The following is a 17,696-nucleotide window of genomic DNA, read 5'->3' as shown; positions in this document are numbered from 1 at the left end:
TTCATTATAATTGTGTTGTAATCTACCTTACTGAATGATCAGCTTTAAAGTAAACAGCTTTCTTCCGTGTACTTTTACATAATAAACACCTGCCGGAAGATTTTCATTCACCAAAGAGAAACGTTGGTTATTGATATTTTTTGATACATACAATAATTCGCCCGAAGCTGAAACCAGCTCGATTTTTTCAATCGGGTAATCACTTTTAATAAAAGTAGGCTGTCCCGGTTTGGTTGGGTTCGGATACAATACTACATTTTTCTCTGTACTTCTGGTTTCTTCAGTTCCCAAAGTGGGTGAGGTTACCTGGAACTGTACCCTGTTTGAAACTTCTGTGTAGGAATCATTGGTAAACATCACCATGTAATAATTCCCCGGTGTTGCAGGTACTGCTGTTCCCTGAATAGTTTTTGTTCCCTGAGTTATTCCGTCAAAATAGGTATAAGAAACAAAATTATCATCCGGTGTCTGAACACTTTGAGGATAGATTCCCAACCAGTCTTTGATGATTCCCGGAGAATCCGTCCATGAAGCCGTAATATTTTCACCCAAGGTATAAACAGGTTTGTTGATCCAAAGATCTGTAACGATATCTCCTACTTTGAAGAACACTTTCTCCCCGATTCCGTTATATCCGTCTTCCAATAAATACTGAGCATAATAATACCCTTTTGGCAGTCCTGTGAAATTAAGAGTTCCTGATGCAGTTGTTACATAGCTCCATTTGATAGAAGGTGTGGTTCCCGGGGTCTGGCCCATTTTATAAATTCCGATCCAGTCTTTCTGTAAGTTGGGTCCGTTTGTAAAATTAATAGTAACGGTTCCTCCTACAGGATACGTATCAGCAGTAGTCTGCAGCTGTACTTTCGGTCCTACATAGAAATTTTTTCTTGGGGCGATTTCCGTATACCCGTTGTTGGCAAAAAATCCTGCAAAATATTGTCCTTTAGCAGCCAGACCATTATTGAAGGTTACTGTTCCAGCAATCTGACCATTCGTATAAATATACCCTTGAGAAGTTGTAGAAGCCGGAGTCTGTCCTTTTTTATAAATTCCTACCCAATCCTGCTGATTTCCGGGACCTCCTGTAAATGTAGCTGTGATAGCTTCATTCTGAGCGTATTCAGTTTTGTTTAAAGTAAATGTAGGATTTGACACTACACTTCCTGTAATTTCGAACTGCTTCACATTACTCCACTCACTCCATTCAAGGTTCCTGTCTCTGTAACGTGTTTTTACATAATAGATTCCGTTGGGGATAGAATTCGCTGCCAATGTTGCTTTGGTGATGTCTACTCCATCATTCAAGTTTTTGGTTTTATCAGGAGTTCCGTTTCCATCTTTTCCGAACCAGTTTTCAAAATCACGGTAAAATTCTTTTTCAATTACAGAAAAGTTTGAGGTTTTACTGATCTGGAACTGTGTTGTATTTAAAAGCTCTCCGTTGGAAGATGAAAATGCACTTCCATTCAATGTTAATGGTAAAGTAATTGGCCCTGAGAAAGTATTTGTAATGGATGGTTTTGCCGGCTTGGGCTGATTTTTATATCTGTGGAAAGAATCTACCAATACATTGTTTTTCTTATTGTAAATTCCACCGATCGAATAACATTCGACATCCACTTTTCCGGTTGGGACATCTACTTCCACAATCTGATAGGTCCAGTCTGTCAATGTTTTCTGAACATCATCAAAATCCTGTTCATTAGACATTCCCCAATACTGATCCCATGCTGTTCCTCCGGAAATAATCTGGTAATTCGGTGTGTTTTTAAGCTGACCTCTGTGGTATAAATGATGGTGGGCTCCCACGTGCATTAAATATTTATCAGAAGTTACCAGAAGCGGTACTGCATTTTCTCTTACCCATGTAGAAATATCTCCTACATACTGCTCAGCCTGATAAGGTCTGTGGCTTAAAGAAATAATCCAGTCTACCGTAGAATCATTGTTGGCTGCCGTTAAAATCTGCTGAAGCCATGTCTGCTGTGCTGACCCTGTATGTTCAGAACTTAAACTTACAAATAATACATTTCCTGCCTGCTGGGCATAATAATTCTCATTTCCTGAGCTTATCCCTTTATAACTGATTTCATCAATATAAAAATGAGCATAGTAAGAATTCATTCCCATCGTTCCGTAGGTTTCATGGTTTCCTACCGTTGTCTGAATAGGCAGATAAGGTGATAATTTGATATTCTTTTTAAAGTGGACATTTTCATAGTGATCCAATGTACCTACGTCTACCTGGTCGCCCACCATAAAAGTAAGCGCAATATTATCTGACGGATCAGAAGCAGCTCCGAATTTTTCCTTTAATTTTTTATAGGCATTCAAAGTAAGTGTATCATATCTCGGTTCTGCTTTGATCTGGTTGTCCCCCATAATAAGGAAGCGGATCTTTCCATTGGCAGTTACCGCCTGTCCCGGTAATGGAAGTGTTCTGAAATTATAAACGGCCGACTCGCTGGTTCCGGTTTTGATTTTATAATAGTATTTGGTATTTGGCTGAAGGTTGGTAATCTTTGCCGTGTGATAATAATAGTTGTTGTTGTATCCGGTATCCGAGAAGATATTGGTAGTTCCTGTTACCGTCACATTTAAATTTGTTGGAGAATTTCCGTAGATTACTGTTGTTTCATTATTGGAAGCTGTTTTCCAATTGACGATCATAGAATTCGGAGTCGGGTTTTGTAAATAAGGGAACAAAACCTGTCCGAAAGCCATCTGGACCGCGAAACAAAAAAAGAAGAAATAATGTTTCATAATAGCTTTAGTTTTAAAATAACATATAGTTTTAAGTTGTGAATCAGGAATTTAAAAAACTGTTATCCGGATTTTTACTTCGGGCAAAAGTAGAATTCCCATATAAACTCTGTCTGATGGGATTTTAAAGAAACCGTTAATTTTTTAGCAAAACCGGAATGAAAAAATTATAGTTTTTAGTACATTAAATATTTGGCATATTCAAAAACTATTTTGTACATTTGCAACCTGTTATTCAACCTCTGACGAAGAACGTGTAAGTTGCTTAGCTTTAACATTTTATTTTATTAATAATGGATTTATTAAAGTACGTACAAGACAAGTACATTGCGAAAAAAGAATTCCCTGAATTCAAAGCAGGTGATACAATTACTGTGTATTACGAAATTAAAGAAGGACAAAAGACCAGAACTCAGTTCTTCAAAGGAACAGTTATCCAATTAAGAGGTACTGGTTCTACAAAAACTTTCACTATCAGAAAAATGAGTGGTGATGTAGGTGTAGAAAGAGTATTCCCTATTAACATGCCTGCACTTCAAAAAATTGAAGTTGATAGAAGAGGTAGAGTTAGAAGAGCTAGAATTTACTACTTCAGAGACCTTAGAGGTAAGAAAGCAAGAATCAAAGACGCTGCTTACAAGAAGAAATAATTCAGACAACAATACATACAAAAAGAGGCTGTTTACTTATAAACAGTCTCTTTTTTTTGTGTAAATATTTTTACTTTTTATAGGGAGCTCCTTCTCCGGTTTCCAGAAATTTTTTCAGACTGCCGAGAAATTGCAGCCAGCCATTGGAGCAGATCTCATAGCATTCAATATCCGGGTTCAGGCCGATATGGGTAAGTTTTATCTGAGTGCTTTCTTTATTTTTCTCTATTTCCCAAACAATTGTTGTCCCGATCCATTCTGTCTGGTTCTTTAATTCAGGAAGGGCAATCAATGAGTCTTCAACCAGCCAGACAATTTTTGTATTGGCAGTTAATTCTTTCACACGCATTGTTTTATGGATGTTATCTCCAAATCTTATGGTAAAAAGATTTCTGGCCTCTGAAGATGAACCTTCAAATAATTCGGTCCACCAAAGGGGAATTTCATCTGTTAAAGCCTGATATACTTTATCTGCCGTGGTGTTGACCTCAAGTAGATGTACGTAGTTCTCAACACTATTTGTATTAATCGTTTTCATAAAATTATTGTATTGGTAGTACAATTTTATGAAATCTACTATAAACCACGCTTTTCATAGGACAAGAAATATTGTATGACATCAACCTTGTCAAGGTTAACAATCGTACTTTTTATCAGCTGTACAAAAGGACTATTCATTCTTCATGAGATACTGCAAAGGAGTGGAACCTGTCTGTTTTTTGAAAAACTCAATAAAAGCACTGTCTGATGAAAAGTCAAGGATATAGGACACCTCTCCTATTGAATTACCTTCCACCAAAAGTTCAATTGATCGTTGCAACCGCCACTGCTGTCTCCAATCCTGATAAGACAATCCCGTTTCTTTTTTAAAAATACGGCTGATCGTTTTCTCCACCGCTCCTGTTTTTTCTGCAAAATCTTTCAGCATTGGAGGCATAGATTTCCGCAATGTCCATTCTTCAGCTATTTTCGTAAAACGCGTATCCTTCGGCATTGTAAGTTCCAGTTTTTCTTCCGGAGCTTTACTCAATTCATCCCAGAATACTTTTAAAAGATTAGTTTGATCCTGTCTCAACCCTGACCATTCCCAGGAACAAATTCTTTCAATAATTTCTTTTAACAAGGCGTTGACATGAAGAACTTTCAGATCAGGATTCATATATCTTTGGGAATATTTTTCATCAAAATAAATGGATCTGTAGGCCACAATATTTCTGAAATTTACACGATGAACTTCATGGGCAGGAATCCAAAGCAATCTGAATGGAGGGAGAACCAGCTGCCTGTCGGAAGTCGTTACAGTCATACAGCCTGATGGTGCATACAACAGCTGAGATTTCGTTGTGTGAAAATGAAAACCGGAGTCGTGCATTACCATATCAGAGGTTATTCCAACTACTTTTTCCGGGATTGAATCAGCATCAAAGACGTCGTTTTGTTCCAGTACAGCCATGTCCTATTTTTGATATTTTTTGTTTTTATATCATTATAAATATACATTGATTTTTTGGAAACTTTGCAGAAAAAAAATGAAAAAGACAAATCCTATCTGGCTGCTGACCCTGTTTGTGATGCTTCCGCAGTTTGTGGAAACCATCTACAGTCCTGTTTTGCCAATGGTACAGGAACAGTTTGGAGTACATGAAGAAACAGTTACCTTAACAATAAGTTTATATTTTATCGCATTTGCACTGGGTGTGGCATTTTGGGGAGTGCAATGCGACAGGATCGGGAGGAAAAAATCATTGGAATATGGTCTCATTACCTATGGAGCAGGAACGTTGGCTGCTGTTTTCGCTCCTGATTTTATGGTTCTTCTGGGAGCCAGGATTATTTCTGCATTCGGAATTTCGGTGGGTTCCATCGTAACACAAACCATTTTAAGGGATACTTTTGACAAAGATAATCTCAGCAAAGTATTTTCCTGGATCGGAATAGGCTTGTCCATCAGTCCGGTAATCGGAATGGTTACAGGCTCAATATTGGCTTCCTCCGGCGGACATCAGAGCGTATTTATTACACTGTGTATCTTGAGTATACTTTTTATACTCCTTTCCAGACAGAAAATTGCTGAAACTCATCATGTAAAGAAATCCATCAACTTGAAGACGTTGATCAACTTGTTGAAACGGATGCTGCTTGATCAGAGTATCATCAAGTGCTGCTTACTGATTATGAGCTTTAATGTCTTGCTATTTTCATACTATTCACTGGCTCCGTTTATCTTTAAAGAAAATCATTATTCCTCTTATGTTTTCGGGTACAGCAGTATAATACTGGCTGGCGGTACCTTCGTGGGAGCAAAGCTTAACAGATTTTTGTTATTGAAGAATATACGGTCTGAATATTTAGTTAAAGCAAGTACATTCTCAGCATTGGCTGCCTCTGTTTTTGTCTGGATTCTGACAGGTACAGGAATTTATTTTGTAATTCCCTACTTCTCTATTGTGATGGCATTCAGCGTTGCGATTCCCAATATTTTAAGCACCGCATTGATTCATTATAAAAACGAAACAGGAAGCGCCGGAGCTTTATTAGGATTAATTTATTATGTTCTGATAGGTTTAGGATTGGTGAGTATTGGGCTGATACAAAATCTGGGAATTGCGTGTGTCCTGTTTTCTGGAATTGGAGTTGGTACTTTATTGCTGTTTGGGAACAAAAAGAATTGATTTTGAAACATTAAGTTTAATGAAGGTGATAAGATTAGGTAAGTTTCATCAAAGATGAAAAATTAAGCAAAATGTATATAAAGCTTATTATTTTACTCACTTGCAAAAACTTAATGTTTCAAATATTTTATATTTTAAAATTAATTTATTGTATAAAATCATACAGTGCTTCCATGAACTTAGGGTAGACCTCGATATGCGGAAGATGCCCTACATTTTCAATCTCGACAAGCTTTGAACCCGCAATTTCACGTTGGGTTTTCTTTCCCAATTCCTGATATTGCCCCATTTTAGGTTGAAGTTCTTTAGGAGCTCTGTCCTTTCCTATTGCGGTTCTGTCTCTTGTTCCAATAATAAGCAAGGTAGGAACTTTTATATTTTTAAATTCATAACATACCGGCTGATTGTAAATCATATCCGAAGTAAGCGCTGCGTCCCATGCAACCTGAGGATAATCTTTATGAAGTGTCCATCCCGCAATTAAGTCCAGCCAGGGCTGATATTCTTCTTTCCATTTGTTGTCATAATAGAATTTCAGCTGATAATTTTTATAGGTTTCGGCTGTATTTTTAAGTTCAGACTGATAAGCCTGGTCAATAGTCTGGTAGGCTGCAAAAGTTTTATAATCTTCCAGTCCGATCGGGTTTTCGAGAATCAGTTTCTGTACTTTTTCAGGATATAATAACGTAAATCTGGTGGCCACCATTCCTCCCATTGAATGTCCAAGTACGATGGTTTTGTCAATTTTCAGTTCATCCAGAACCGCTTTTGTATTTTCTGCAAGCTGTGAAAAAGAAAATTGGTAAGCATGAGGCTTTGAAGACTTTCCAAATCCTATCTGATCAGGAATCACTACCCGGAAACCTTTAGCAGAAAGGTCTTTTGCTGTTCTCTCCCAGTACGCTCCATTAAAGTTTTTACCGTGGAGAAGCATGACCGTTTTTCCGTTGGGTTTTTGCGGCTTTACATCCATATAAGCCATTTTCAAATCTTCACCCTGAGACTTGAAATTAAGAAAATGAACTTCGTAAGGATATTGATAATCAGACAGCATTGCATCCAGAGGTTTTACCTGTGAAAATATAAAACCGGAGACCGTTAAAGCAAAAGCGGACATTATATTTCTGAAATGTTTCATAAAACGTTTATTTAAAGATTAAAATTAAAAAAACCGCTCCAAAAGGAACGGTTTTAACTGTTATTTTTAGTTAATATTTTTCAGACCATTATGCCATTGAAACTTCTTTTTCCTGTTTTGAAGGTAAATTCATTAAAACAATTGCAAAAAGAATCAAGGCAATACCTACCCACTGAATGAAAAATACTTTCTCTCCCAGCAAAACGAAAGCCATGGTTACGGAAACCGGAAGTTCCAGTGATGAAACGATACTTCCAAGGCCCAATCCTGCATTGGGAAACCCAACATTGAATAAGATAGGCGGAATAATAGTTCCAAAAAGCGCCAGTACAAATCCATACGTGAGAAATATTGAATAATTAAATGAATGGATATGTTCTGTATTATCAGTAAAATTCAGGTATAATGATTTTAAGCCATCAAAATACATAGGCCCTATCTGGGCAAAGAATAAGAATGCAAAAACGACAACTGAACCACCCGCCAGCATAATAATACTCTTTCGGAAAACCGGAAGATGAGTAGCCAGCGTATTAGAGGTGAACATTGTTAAAGTATATGAAGCGGCTGCCATTAGCCCCCAGAATACTCCGTGCCAGTCCAGCTCTATTTCCATATTAATAAGATTGGTTGCCAGAACCGTTCCCAACAAAACGATAACCACAGAAACCACTTTTCTTGTGTTGGGAAGTTTTTTAGTTAGAATACTTTCTACCACCACACTGAACCACACCGACTGCATCAATAATACAATAGCAATGGAAACATTGATATATTGCACGGCAATATAGTAGAATAAACTTGTTCCGCCCAAAGAAGTTCCTGCAAGCAAGAGCATTCTTACTTCTTTAGAACTGGGCACCGATAATTTCTGTTTTGAGGTTAGGGTCTGAATAAAGTTCAGGATCAAAAGTCCCGTCAAACCTAATACGAATTGGGAAGTAGTTACTTCTGAGGTTGTAAAGCCATCATGATAAGCCATTTTTACAAAAGTGGCCAACATACCGTATATACTAGCTCCAATCCCTACAAATAAAACACCTTTTAGTATATTTTTCTTCTTCATAATTTTTTTAACAGCCTGCAAAGGTACAACATATAAATTAAATCATTCAGCAGTGTCATGGTGATAGATAAATAAAATCGCCACAAGCAAAGCTTGTGGCGATTTTTGAGATTGATTATAAAAGTAAATTATTTCTTAACCATTACTTTAGATGCAACTTCAAAACCTAGTCCTTTGATTTTAACCATATAAGTTCCGTTGACAAGGTTGCTTGTAGAAATTGCTTTCTTGGCATCCGGTGAGATTTTATCTTCTGAAGAAACCAGTTTACCAGACATATCATACAATTCTACGCTTACTTTTCCAAGAGTATTGCTTGGGAATTTAATATAGAATTCATCTTTGGCCGGGTTTGGATAGATAGAAATGTTGTTGTTCTTATCTGCCTTTACATCATTGGTAGCCAATAAACATGCTTCCGGAACGTTAAAGTCCTGAACCTGATCATTAATATTATTTTTAGCTCCTGCTGATGCATTCACTCCTAAACCTCTTCTTGCAAAAACTCCCCAGATCATACATTTATCCTGTCCCTGAGTTGTTGCCATCTCAGCTGCCAATATTGCATTTCTTCCATCAATAAAGCTAGGATTACAGCCCTGAAGTTTAAGAGCGTCTGTTACTAACTGTAATACTTTTGTGCTTCCGTTAGGGGTTGTTGACAGTACATCTGAAGCATAACCGTATTTTTCAACATATTTCCAGTGAAGATCCCATAACATGGTTGCCCAGACAAAACCAATAGAGTGTACATCCGGAACAATTGCTGATCCGTTATTGTATTCCATTCCGTTGGTATTTCCGTATGTAAATCCGTTAACCGTCATGTTGGTAGAATATTTTGCAGGTCTGATACCACCACCTGTTATAGGCTGACCTATTGCATAAGTACCAGTACCTCTCGCTACTGTAGCATCGTCTCCTGCTTTGTTTGTCAGCATTAAAGCAAAGAAATCAGACCATCCTTCTCCCATCTGTTCCTTACTCACGCCTGAATTCAGACAGTTGTATCCGGTACCGGTCATTCTGTTGGATATTCCGTGACCGTATTCATGGGTTACGATTCCGTTATCAAAACTTCCGTCAGGAGTCTGGTTTCCTTTTAGAGTAACATTTACTGTTGTACTTGCTGCAAGGTGAGTTTTGATATATTCCCCTTCTGCATTGGTAATCAATACTGAAGGGATTGTAATTGTAGGGTCATTACCCGCCATATTTCCCAGAGTAGAGCCATTGGTCACGTTATTATATATAATGGCCGCTTTAGCTCCGGCATCCTGAAGATTTTTCACTTTTACAGCAAAAGCACATGTTCCTCTCTCAACAAGTCCTATTTTATTAGTCAATGAGCTTGCAGGTAAAGCCGTACATCCGTCTAAAACTGATGAAAGTGCAACATCTCCTGTCAGGCCGTTCATTGGTAGTGGATTACCGAACTGTGCAGTTCCTGCTCCCGGTGTTCGGGAAACAGCAACACTTGGTGCATTATAGAAAAATACTCTTCCAACCGGAGACCAGAGATACATTTGCATTCTTCCATTATAACCATCCTGCCCTGAAGAGAAATTCGCATTATTTAATCCGCTTCCATCCTGCGCCTCTGCATATACAGAATCATCATCTCCTCCAACAGGTCCGTTACCAAAATTGTTCTGCTGGAAATTTCTGGCAGATTCTGTAAATCCAAATTTATAGAAAACGTCGTGAATTCTGTTATTCAGATAAAATAAATTTGTAATAGCAGCATTTCTGTTATTTAACGGAGTTTCATTGATGTTAAAAGGGAAATCAAAATTTCTTGTTGCTCCTCCGTCTGCCGGAGTTCCTGTAAGATAATCAGGTGCAGTTAAAGCAGTTCCAGCCGAATCTTCATAGGCAAAAACGTTATTTCCTCTTGTAATCGTGTAATGATTGGTTCCGTCAGAATGCCATCCTTCAGGAGAAGCACTCAGGATCCAGGGGTTGGTAATAATAGATCTTGAACCAAAAGTTGGTGCTTCAATAGGTAATGGAAATACATTATATGATGCATTATCCGGTAGAAGTAACGGAATATTATTCTGTGCTAGGTTATTCTGAGGTCCCACCAGGGTATTTTCAAAGTGATCGGCATGGCTATATTCCGCATCTGATGAATAAGCATCGTGATGAAAATTACAGGATAACGTAAGATTACTTTTTAACAGGATATTTCCATTATTGGCATCTACTACAATATTCCAGTAATTGGGAGACTTTGGCTCCATTAAGGTATATTCATATGCCAAACGGAGGTTTCCGCTTTCATCATTTGCGTATACCAATCTTTGATTGGCTGAAGTCGCTTTCTTCTGAGTTTTTTCAAGATACTCAAGAATAGTGAAGTTTGCTATCTCAGGATTTTTCAGATCTTCAGCAATCTTCTGAAGCGCTGTACTTTTACTGATTGCAGCTGTACCAGATGTAGATGCAGTATAATCTTTTACAAAATTATCGGTGTAGTAAACAATTTTATTGTCCTGAATCAATGCTGTTCCTACAGAGCTGTATATTGGCAAACCATTATACGTCTGTAAAAATTTAACAACATTACCATTCAATGATTTTGACAGATCTACATTATCAATAATGATATTATTAAGATCAGACTTTTTATATTCCCTGATTTTATTTTGAGAAATATAATCTTTAATGAGTTTTTCATTATCCTGTCCGAATAATATTGCCGGAAATGCAGAAAATACTGCAAATAAAATAGGTAAAGCTTTGTTTTTCATATCCATTATTAAAGGCGCTAATCTACAAATAATTCACATAACTTTAATACTTTTTATATTAAAAATTAAACATAAATCAAGACAAATAAAGAAAAAACACTTTGAAATCAATTTACATATTTCTTAATCATGAGAACCCTGCATTATATTTATGCGTACCACATTATGTTTACCGTATGTTTAATTCTTTTTCATACAAACATTTTCTTTTTATAAGTCATTTTAATGAATATAAATTTCTGCCCACAGAAATCTCTTCTTTTACTGTTTTATCTGATAGTTTTTGTTTCCGTACTGTCTTATTACACTTGTATGTTCCTTGCCGTATAGCCATAAAAAAAGCCGCTCAAATGAGCGGCTCTTATGTATTATAATGGTTCAAAGATTATTTACCTTCTTCCATTTTTCTTTTCAACTCTGCTAATGCGTCGATGTCTCCAAGAGTAGATCTTTCTTCGTTGTTAGAAGAAGAAGTTACGTTTCTAGAAGAAGCTTCTTTTACGTTTTTCTTCTCTTCGTCTCTGAAGATACCTGTGTGAGATACTACTACTCTCTTGAATTCTTTGTTGAATTCGATTACTTTGAACTGAGCTTCTTCACCTTTTTTGATTTTAGATCCATCTTCTTTCTCTAATAATCTTGAAGGGCAGAAAGCTTCAACCTCAGCATCCTCGAATTGAACAGAAGCTCCTTTATCGTGAACTTCTACAGCTTTACCAGCGTGGATAGTTCCTTCAGCATATTTAGTTTCGAATTTATCCCATGGGTTTTCAGTCAATTGCTTGTGACCTAGAGATAATCTTCTAGCCTGAATATCTAATTCAAGAACTACAACGTCTAATTTATCACCTACTGCGCAGAACTCAGATGGGTGCTTGATTTTCTTAGTCCAAGAAAGATCAGAGATGTAGATTAATCCGTCGATACCTTCTTCTAACTCTACGAATACACCAAAGTTAGTGAAGTTTCTTACAGTTCCTACATGCTGAGATCCTACCGGATACTTAGCTTCGATGTTTTCCCATGGATCTTTAGACAATTGCTTGATACCAAGAGAAATTTTTCTTTCTTCTCTGTCTAAAGTTAATACTTCAGCTTCTACTTCATCACCTACTTTTACAAAATCTCCAGCAGATCTTAAGTGAGTAGACCAAGACATTTCAGAAACGTGGATTAATCCTTCAACACCTGGAGCGATTTCTACGAATGCACCATAGTCAGCAAGAACTACTACTTTTCCTTTTACTTTGTCACCTACTTTCAAGTCAGCAGAAAGAGCATCCCAAGGATGAGCTTCTAATTGCTTCATACCTAATTGGATTCTTGTTTTCTCATCATCGAAATCAAGGATTACAACTTTTACAGTTTGTCCGTCCTCAAGGATTTCAGATGGGTGGTTCACTCTAGACCAAGAAAGGTCTGTAATGTGGATCAATCCATCTACACCACCTAAGTCAATGAATACACCGTAAGAAGTGATGTTCTTAACAGTACCTTCAAGAACCTGTCCTTTTTCAAGCTGAGCGATGATTTCTTTTTTCTGACCTTCGATATCTGCTTCGATCAATGCTTTGTGAGATACCACTACGTTTTTGAACTCAGGGTTGATTTTCACAACTTTGAACTCCATAGTTTTTCCTACGAACTGATCGTAATCTTTAATTGGCTTAACGTCAATTTGAGAACCAGGTAAGAATGCTTCGATTCCGTGAACGTCAACGATCATACCACCTTTAGTTCTTGATTTAACAAAACCGTTAACAATTTCTCCAGTTTCGTGAAGTTCGTTTACTTTATCCCAAGCTTTAAGCGTTCTCGCTTTTCTGTGAGATAACTGTAATTGTCCAGTTTTGTCTTCTCTCTTGTCAACCATTACTTCTACCTCGTCACCTACTTTCAGGCCTTGGTTGTAACGGAATTCGTTTAGAGAGATAACACCTTCAGATTTGAAGTTGATGTCTACGATAGCTTCTTTATCAGTTAATCTTACAACTTTACCAATTAGAACGTCGTTATCGTCTAAGTTGTTTAATGATCCGTTGTAGATTTCTTCTAAATCGCTTTTTTCTTTTCTCGCATCTGCATCAAGACCTGATTCGAATGAATCCCAATCAAATTGTTCTGGTGCTACATTTTGGTTTAATAAAACCTCTGCTGAATTTGTCTCTTTTGACATTTTCTAATAAATTTGTATTCCTTCTTTTTTAACGGTTTGAATAAATGCAGATTAAAAAATACGGAAGTAATTAATTTTAAGTAATTTACTCTTCAAACCTTTTCGCCACAAAAGTGGGTGCAAAGATATGAATTTTATTTAAAATAAGCAATAGATTTTGCCAGGCTAATATTTAACTTATATATTTAAAAATCAACACCTTGATTAAAAGGGTGCTTCGACTGAGCTCAGTATGACATTCTAATACTAACCGTCTTACATTCAGAATTAAGCAATATCCGATGTCATAATGACCATACACTGAAAATTTACAAGAGGCATCAATAAGCAGAAGACAAAAATGAGATTCTTCATTTCGCTGCGCTTCATTCAGAATGACAGTAAGACAGAATTAAAGAAGGACCACACTTTCCAATCCTTCTCAAACTCTCCTACTCTCAAATCCTCAAACTCCAAAATTCACTACCTTTGCAGCATGGAATTACAGCCGATCTATCAAAAACTGCAGATTCAGGATATGAATCAGATGCAGAAATCTACTTATAAAGCGTCTGAAAGCAATACAGACATTGTCTTACTCTCTCCTACAGGATCCGGGAAAACGCTGGCCTTTTTATTTCCTGTTCTCAGAAATCTGAAAAAAAATGTTCAGGGTGTTCAGGCTTTGATACTGGTTCCGGCAAGGGAACTTGCTTTACAGATTGAGCAGGTTTTTAAATCCATGGGAACAGATTTTAAAGTTTCTGTATGCTATGGAGGACATGACAAAAAAATTGAGGTTAATAATTTAATTGAAGCTCCGGCTGTATTGATCGGAACTCCGGGAAGAGTTGTTTACCACTTGAGAAATAATAATTTTGATCCGAAAACAATTAAGACTCTGGTTCTTGATGAATTCGACAAAGCTCTGGAACTGGGTTTTCATGATGATATGGGATTCATTTCCAATTCTTTAAAAGAACTTTCTCAGAGAATTTTAACGTCTGCCACAGCTATGGATGAAATTCCCACGTTTACAGGCTTAAAAGATGAAAAAGTAATCAATTTCCTTAAAGAAAATGATGTAAAACCGGATCTCCAGCTGAGAAAAGTGATGACTATTCCGGAGGAAAAACTGGATACACTTTTCAATCTGGTTTGTAAAATCGGAAACAAAAGAACCCTGATCTTCTGCAACCACCGTGATGCTGTAGACCGTATCTCTGAACTTCTTCATCAGATGGGAATAGACAGAGAAACCTTCCATGGCGGTATGGAACAGGATGAAAGAGAACGTGCGCTGCTGAAATTCCGTAATGATTCTGCAAGAATTCTTATTACTACGGATCTTGCTGCCCGCGGACTTGATATTCCTGAGGTAGAATCGATTGTTCATTATCAGCTTCCTCCAAAAGAAGATGCTTTCATCCACAGAAACGGACGTACCGCAAGAATGAATGCCAAAGGTTTTGTCTACCTGATCATGACTGAAGAGGAAAACTTCCCATTTATTAAAAACAATACTCCTGAAGAAAGCGTTGCCGGATTCACTAAAGTTCCGCAAAAAACACCTTTCCAGACGGTTTACATCAGTGCAGGAAAAAAGGATAAAGTAAACAAAGTGGATATTGTAGGATATCTGTTAAAGAAAGGAGAGCTTCAAAAAGAAGATGTGGGAATTATCGAAGTAAAAGATACGACATCATATGTTGCCGTCTCCAGAAATAAAGTAAATGCCCTTTTAAGAAAGCTTCAGAACGAAAAACTGAAAGGTAAGAAAGTAAAAATGGAGATTGCTTATTAGACCTCTCACTCTACACTTTATTGTCATTGCGAGGGGCACAGCAACGAAGCAATCTGCCCTCCCCGCAATGACATAATATTATTTAATTCCTTTCACTCTCAGAGGGAAAGTATACACTGACCTGGAGGCAGTAATGAAAAGAATATCATTGTTTTTACCGCCAAAAGTGACATTGGAAGTCCAGTCTTCAGGAATCGGGATGTGATAGATCTTCTTCCCGGAACTGTTGAAAACATGCACTCCTTTTCCTGTCAGGTACAGGTTTCCGTGTTTATCCATCGTCATGCCATCTGACCCCATTTCACAGAACAGTTTTTTCTCAGATAATTTTCCTTCTCCCAATATATCATAAACGTAGGTTTTTCCGGCATCAATATCAGATAAGTACAATTTCTTTAGTTTTTCACTCCCAACAATACCATTGGGTTGGGTGAAAGTTTCTAATTGGGTAACTTTTCCCGATTTATCTCTGTAATAAAGACTTTTATGTTGAATTTCCTGTTTAAAACCAACCCAGTAATCTCTTTCATACAAAGGATCTGTAAAGTACATTCCTCCAAATTCATCATTCCAGACATCATTGGGGCCGTTCAGCCTTTTTCCTTCGAAACCTTTTAGCAGAACTTCTACTTTTTTGTCTTTGGATATCTTCCATATCTCACCCTGATCGTCCGAACAGGTAATCAAATACCCATCTTTGTCAAAGTGTGTTCCGTTTGCCCTTCCTGTTTTATTCAAAAACTCTATCACCTGATTGGTTTTCCAGTCCCAATAATAAATCTTATCATTAGGCTGATCGGTGAAATAAACATTCCCTTCTTTATCTGCTGATGGTCCTTCTGTGAAACTGAACTTGTCCGAAACCTTTTCCGGCTGCACTCCCTCATAAAACATTTTACTATAATTTACTGATTGACAGTTTACCAATGCGAAAACCAAACCAATCATACCTATTTTAAGTATATTCTTCATGCTTCATTTTTAAAGTTGCAATTTACGATATGACCTAGAGGTTTCAAAATATTTTCCCGTTTTGATACAATAAAAACAACAGATACAAAATGTCCTAATTATCCTATTTTGGAAGTAGATCATATTAGTAATGAAAAGATATAATCCGGAGCTTTGCAGTAACAGAATCAATCACTTTTTCATGGAACAGTCAATTTGAAAATAAGATTGGTCAGGATGAAAATTGTACTAAAATACTTTTATAGCATATAACAATGAGCGCAGAGTCCAACAATATCAAGTCTTTGGAAATTGAAAATGAAGATTTCAGAAATTCAGTGGGAACCATGGATGAAACCGGTAAAAGGAAGTGGATTTTTCCCAGAAAGCCCAAAGGAAAGTATACCAACTACAGGAATTACACCAGCTATTTTCTTCTTACTTTATTTTTCGGACTGCCGTTTGTAAAGATCAATAATAATCCTTTTCTGCTGATCAATGTCATCGACAGGAAATTCTTTATTCTCGGACAGCCGTTTTACCTGCAGGACTTTTTTATTCTTGCTTTAGGGGCGGTAACCTCCGTCATTTTTGTGATGTTATTTACTGTCGTTTTCGGAAGAATATTCTGTGGGTGGCTATGCCCGCAGACGCTTTTTATGGAAATGGTCTTCCGTAAAATCGAATACTGGATCGAAGGAGACCGGAATAAACAGATGAAACTGGACAGACAGGAATGGGATGCAGAGAAAATAAGAAAAAGGTTGACGAAATGGTCTGTTTTCCTTTTAATTTCATTGATTATTTCTCATTTTATGTTCATGTATATTGTGGGCTACGAAGAAGTTTTCCGTATTATGAGTGAAGGACCTGAAGCCAACTCACTGAAGTTTATCGTTATGATCTTTTTTACCATGACGTTCTATTTTGTTTTCGCATGGCTTCGTGAGCAGGTTTGTACGCTGGTTTGCCCTTACGGAAGGCTGCAGGGTGTATTGATCGACAAGCAAACGATCAATGTATACTATGATTTTAAAAGAGGAGAAGGCCGTGCAAAATGGAGAAATAACGAAGACAGAAAAGCAGCAGGAAAAGGAGATTGTATAGACTGTAACCAATGTGTTGTGGTATGTCCTACAGGAATCGATATCAGAAACGGACAGCAGCTGGAATGTGTAAACTGTACAGCCTGTATTGATGCCTGCGATGAAGTTATGGAGAAAGTTGGCTTACCTAAAGGATTGGTCCGCTATGCTACGGAAGCAGAAATTGAAAATCAGGACAAATTCCGGTTTACTCCAAGAATGAAAGCCACAACTGTTATCCTTGCCTTGTTGATTGGGTTCCTTGGGTTTTTAATGTATGACCGTGGTTCTATGGAAGCCAAATTCATCAAACCTGCAGGTTCTACATTTTTTATTAAGAACGGTAAAATCACCAATACTTTTATCTATACCCTTCTGAATAAATCAAACGAGAAAAAGATGCTTACCATCAAAGTGATCACTCCAACGAATGCGGAAATTACCTATTTCGGTTCTGAAAAAATTATTTTGAAAGGAGATCAGATCCTGAAAGGAAACATCAACATTTCCTTTCCTGAAGACGAAATTAAATTCTCAAAACAAAATATGGTCATCGGAGTATTTGATGAAAAAGGACAGCTGGTAGATTCGTTTGAAACTACTTTTGAAGGACCGTTTAAGTTGGCTCTTTAGGTGGCAGGTAGCGGGTAATA

Annotated in this window: 12 protein-coding genes; 4 read left to right on the top strand and 8 right to left on the bottom strand. The window is 37.2% G+C overall.

Features of this window, described 5'->3' with window-relative positions; genetic code table 11:
• Window positions 1-27: 27 nt before the first annotated feature.
• Complete coding sequence (locus ACLI50_RS09680) at window positions 28-2,766, bottom strand: fibronectin type III domain-containing protein (RefSeq protein ID WP_411413646.1); 2,739 nt, start codon at window positions 2,764-2,766, stop codon at window positions 28-30.
• Between the two features lie 293 nt (window positions 2,767-3,059).
• Here ACLI50_RS09680 and rplS point away from each other — a divergent pair, with 293 nt between their 5' ends.
• Window positions 3,060-3,416 (top strand): 50S ribosomal protein L19, encoded by a 357-nt coding sequence (gene rplS, locus ACLI50_RS09675; protein ID WP_002980648.1) that lies wholly within the window; start codon window positions 3,060-3,062, stop codon window positions 3,414-3,416.
• A gap of 70 nt (window positions 3,417-3,486) precedes the next feature.
• On the opposite strand, the gene ACLI50_RS09670 is transcribed toward rplS, so the two are convergent.
• Together ACLI50_RS09670 and ACLI50_RS09665 are read right to left on the bottom strand one after the other, a co-directional pair.
• Entirely contained in the window at window positions 3,487-3,954 is a 468-nt protein-coding gene (locus ACLI50_RS09670) for an SRPBCC family protein (protein WP_411413645.1), read from the bottom strand.
• Window positions 3,955-4,086: 132 nt separating this feature from the next.
• Window positions 4,087-4,869, bottom strand: coding sequence for an AraC family transcriptional regulator (locus tag ACLI50_RS09665; protein WP_411413644.1), 783 nt, complete (start codon window positions 4,867-4,869; stop codon window positions 4,087-4,089).
• Between the two features lie 76 nt (window positions 4,870-4,945).
• Between ACLI50_RS09665 and ACLI50_RS09660 the strand changes: the two genes are divergently transcribed.
• Window positions 4,946-6,088: a multidrug effflux MFS transporter gene (locus ACLI50_RS09660; protein WP_411413643.1), complete on the top strand. Its 1,143-nt coding sequence runs from the start codon at window positions 4,946-4,948 to the stop codon at window positions 6,086-6,088.
• A gap of 145 nt (window positions 6,089-6,233) precedes the next feature.
• Here the strand turns inward: ACLI50_RS09660 and ACLI50_RS09655 are convergent, their stop codons facing one another.
• From ACLI50_RS09655 to rpsA, 4 genes are all read right to left on the bottom strand, one after another.
• On the bottom strand, window positions 6,234-7,226 hold the full coding sequence (locus ACLI50_RS09655) for an alpha/beta fold hydrolase (protein ID WP_411413642.1): 993 nt from the start codon (window positions 7,224-7,226) through the stop codon (window positions 6,234-6,236).
• Between the two features lie 88 nt (window positions 7,227-7,314).
• A complete protein-coding gene (locus ACLI50_RS09650) occupies window positions 7,315-8,292 on the bottom strand; it encodes an EamA family transporter (RefSeq protein ID WP_202838502.1) in 978 nt (325 codons plus the stop codon).
• Between the two features lie 128 nt (window positions 8,293-8,420).
• On the bottom strand, window positions 8,421-11,048 hold the full coding sequence (locus ACLI50_RS09645; RefSeq protein ID WP_411413641.1) for a T9SS-dependent M36 family metallopeptidase: 2,628 nt from the start codon (window positions 11,046-11,048) through the stop codon (window positions 8,421-8,423).
• 385 nt (window positions 11,049-11,433) lie between these two features.
• Window positions 11,434-13,224 (bottom strand): 30S ribosomal protein S1, encoded by a 1,791-nt coding sequence (gene rpsA, locus ACLI50_RS09640; RefSeq protein ID WP_137905342.1) that lies wholly within the window; start codon window positions 13,222-13,224, stop codon window positions 11,434-11,436.
• A 475-nt stretch (window positions 13,225-13,699) separates the two neighbouring features.
• Here rpsA and ACLI50_RS09635 point away from each other — a divergent pair, with 475 nt between their 5' ends.
• On the top strand, window positions 13,700-15,007 hold the full coding sequence (locus tag ACLI50_RS09635) for a DEAD/DEAH box helicase (RefSeq protein ID WP_343643197.1): 1,308 nt from the start codon (window positions 13,700-13,702) through the stop codon (window positions 15,005-15,007).
• 78 nt (window positions 15,008-15,085) lie between these two features.
• Here ACLI50_RS09635 and ACLI50_RS09630 read toward each other — a convergent pair whose 3' ends face one another.
• Window positions 15,086-15,979, bottom strand: coding sequence for an SMP-30/gluconolactonase/LRE family protein (locus tag ACLI50_RS09630; RefSeq protein WP_137905343.1), 894 nt, complete (start codon window positions 15,977-15,979; stop codon window positions 15,086-15,088).
• A gap of 254 nt (window positions 15,980-16,233) precedes the next feature.
• Here ACLI50_RS09630 and ccoG point away from each other — a divergent pair, with 254 nt between their 5' ends.
• Window positions 16,234-17,676 carry a cytochrome c oxidase accessory protein CcoG gene (gene ccoG, locus ACLI50_RS09625; RefSeq protein ID WP_202838505.1) on the top strand — a complete coding sequence of 481 codons (1,443 nt, stop codon included), beginning with the start codon at window positions 16,234-16,236 and terminating at the stop codon, window positions 17,674-17,676.
• Window positions 17,677-17,696: the final 20 nt, after the last annotated feature.

The sequence above is a fragment of the Chryseobacterium cupriresistens genome, from assembly GCF_046614675.1.
Classification (GTDB): domain Bacteria; phylum Bacteroidota; class Bacteroidia; order Flavobacteriales; family Weeksellaceae; genus Chryseobacterium; species Chryseobacterium cupriresistens.
Note: the sequence above shows the minus strand (reverse complement) of the source record. Positions and strands in the feature narration are given on the sequence as shown.

Coding starts and splice junctions, on each gene's coding strand:
- ACLI50_RS09680 (WP_411413646.1), bottom strand. CDS start 2,766: ATGAAACATTATTTCTTCTTTTTTTGTTTCGCGGTCCAGATGGCTTTC.
- rplS (WP_002980648.1), top strand. CDS start 3,060: ATGGATTTATTAAAGTACGTACAAGACAAGTACATTGCGAAAAAAGAA.
- ACLI50_RS09670 (WP_411413645.1), bottom strand. CDS start 3,954: ATGAAAACGATTAATACAAATAGTGTTGAGAACTACGTACATCTACTT.
- ACLI50_RS09665 (WP_411413644.1), bottom strand. CDS start 4,869: ATGGCTGTACTGGAACAAAACGACGTCTTTGATGCTGATTCAATCCCG.
- ACLI50_RS09660 (WP_411413643.1), top strand. CDS start 4,946: ATGAAAAAGACAAATCCTATCTGGCTGCTGACCCTGTTTGTGATGCTT.
- ACLI50_RS09655 (WP_411413642.1), bottom strand. CDS start 7,226: ATGAAACATTTCAGAAATATAATGTCCGCTTTTGCTTTAACGGTCTCC.
- ACLI50_RS09650 (WP_202838502.1), bottom strand. CDS start 8,292: ATGAAGAAGAAAAATATACTAAAAGGTGTTTTATTTGTAGGGATTGGA.
- ACLI50_RS09645 (WP_411413641.1), bottom strand. CDS start 11,048: ATGAAAAACAAAGCTTTACCTATTTTATTTGCAGTATTTTCTGCATTT.
- rpsA (WP_137905342.1), bottom strand. CDS start 13,224: ATGTCAAAAGAGACAAATTCAGCAGAGGTTTTATTAAACCAAAATGTA.
- ACLI50_RS09635 (WP_343643197.1), top strand. CDS start 13,700: ATGGAATTACAGCCGATCTATCAAAAACTGCAGATTCAGGATATGAAT.
- ACLI50_RS09630 (WP_137905343.1), bottom strand. CDS start 15,979: ATGAAGAATATACTTAAAATAGGTATGATTGGTTTGGTTTTCGCATTG.
- ccoG (WP_202838505.1), top strand. CDS start 16,234: ATGAGCGCAGAGTCCAACAATATCAAGTCTTTGGAAATTGAAAATGAA.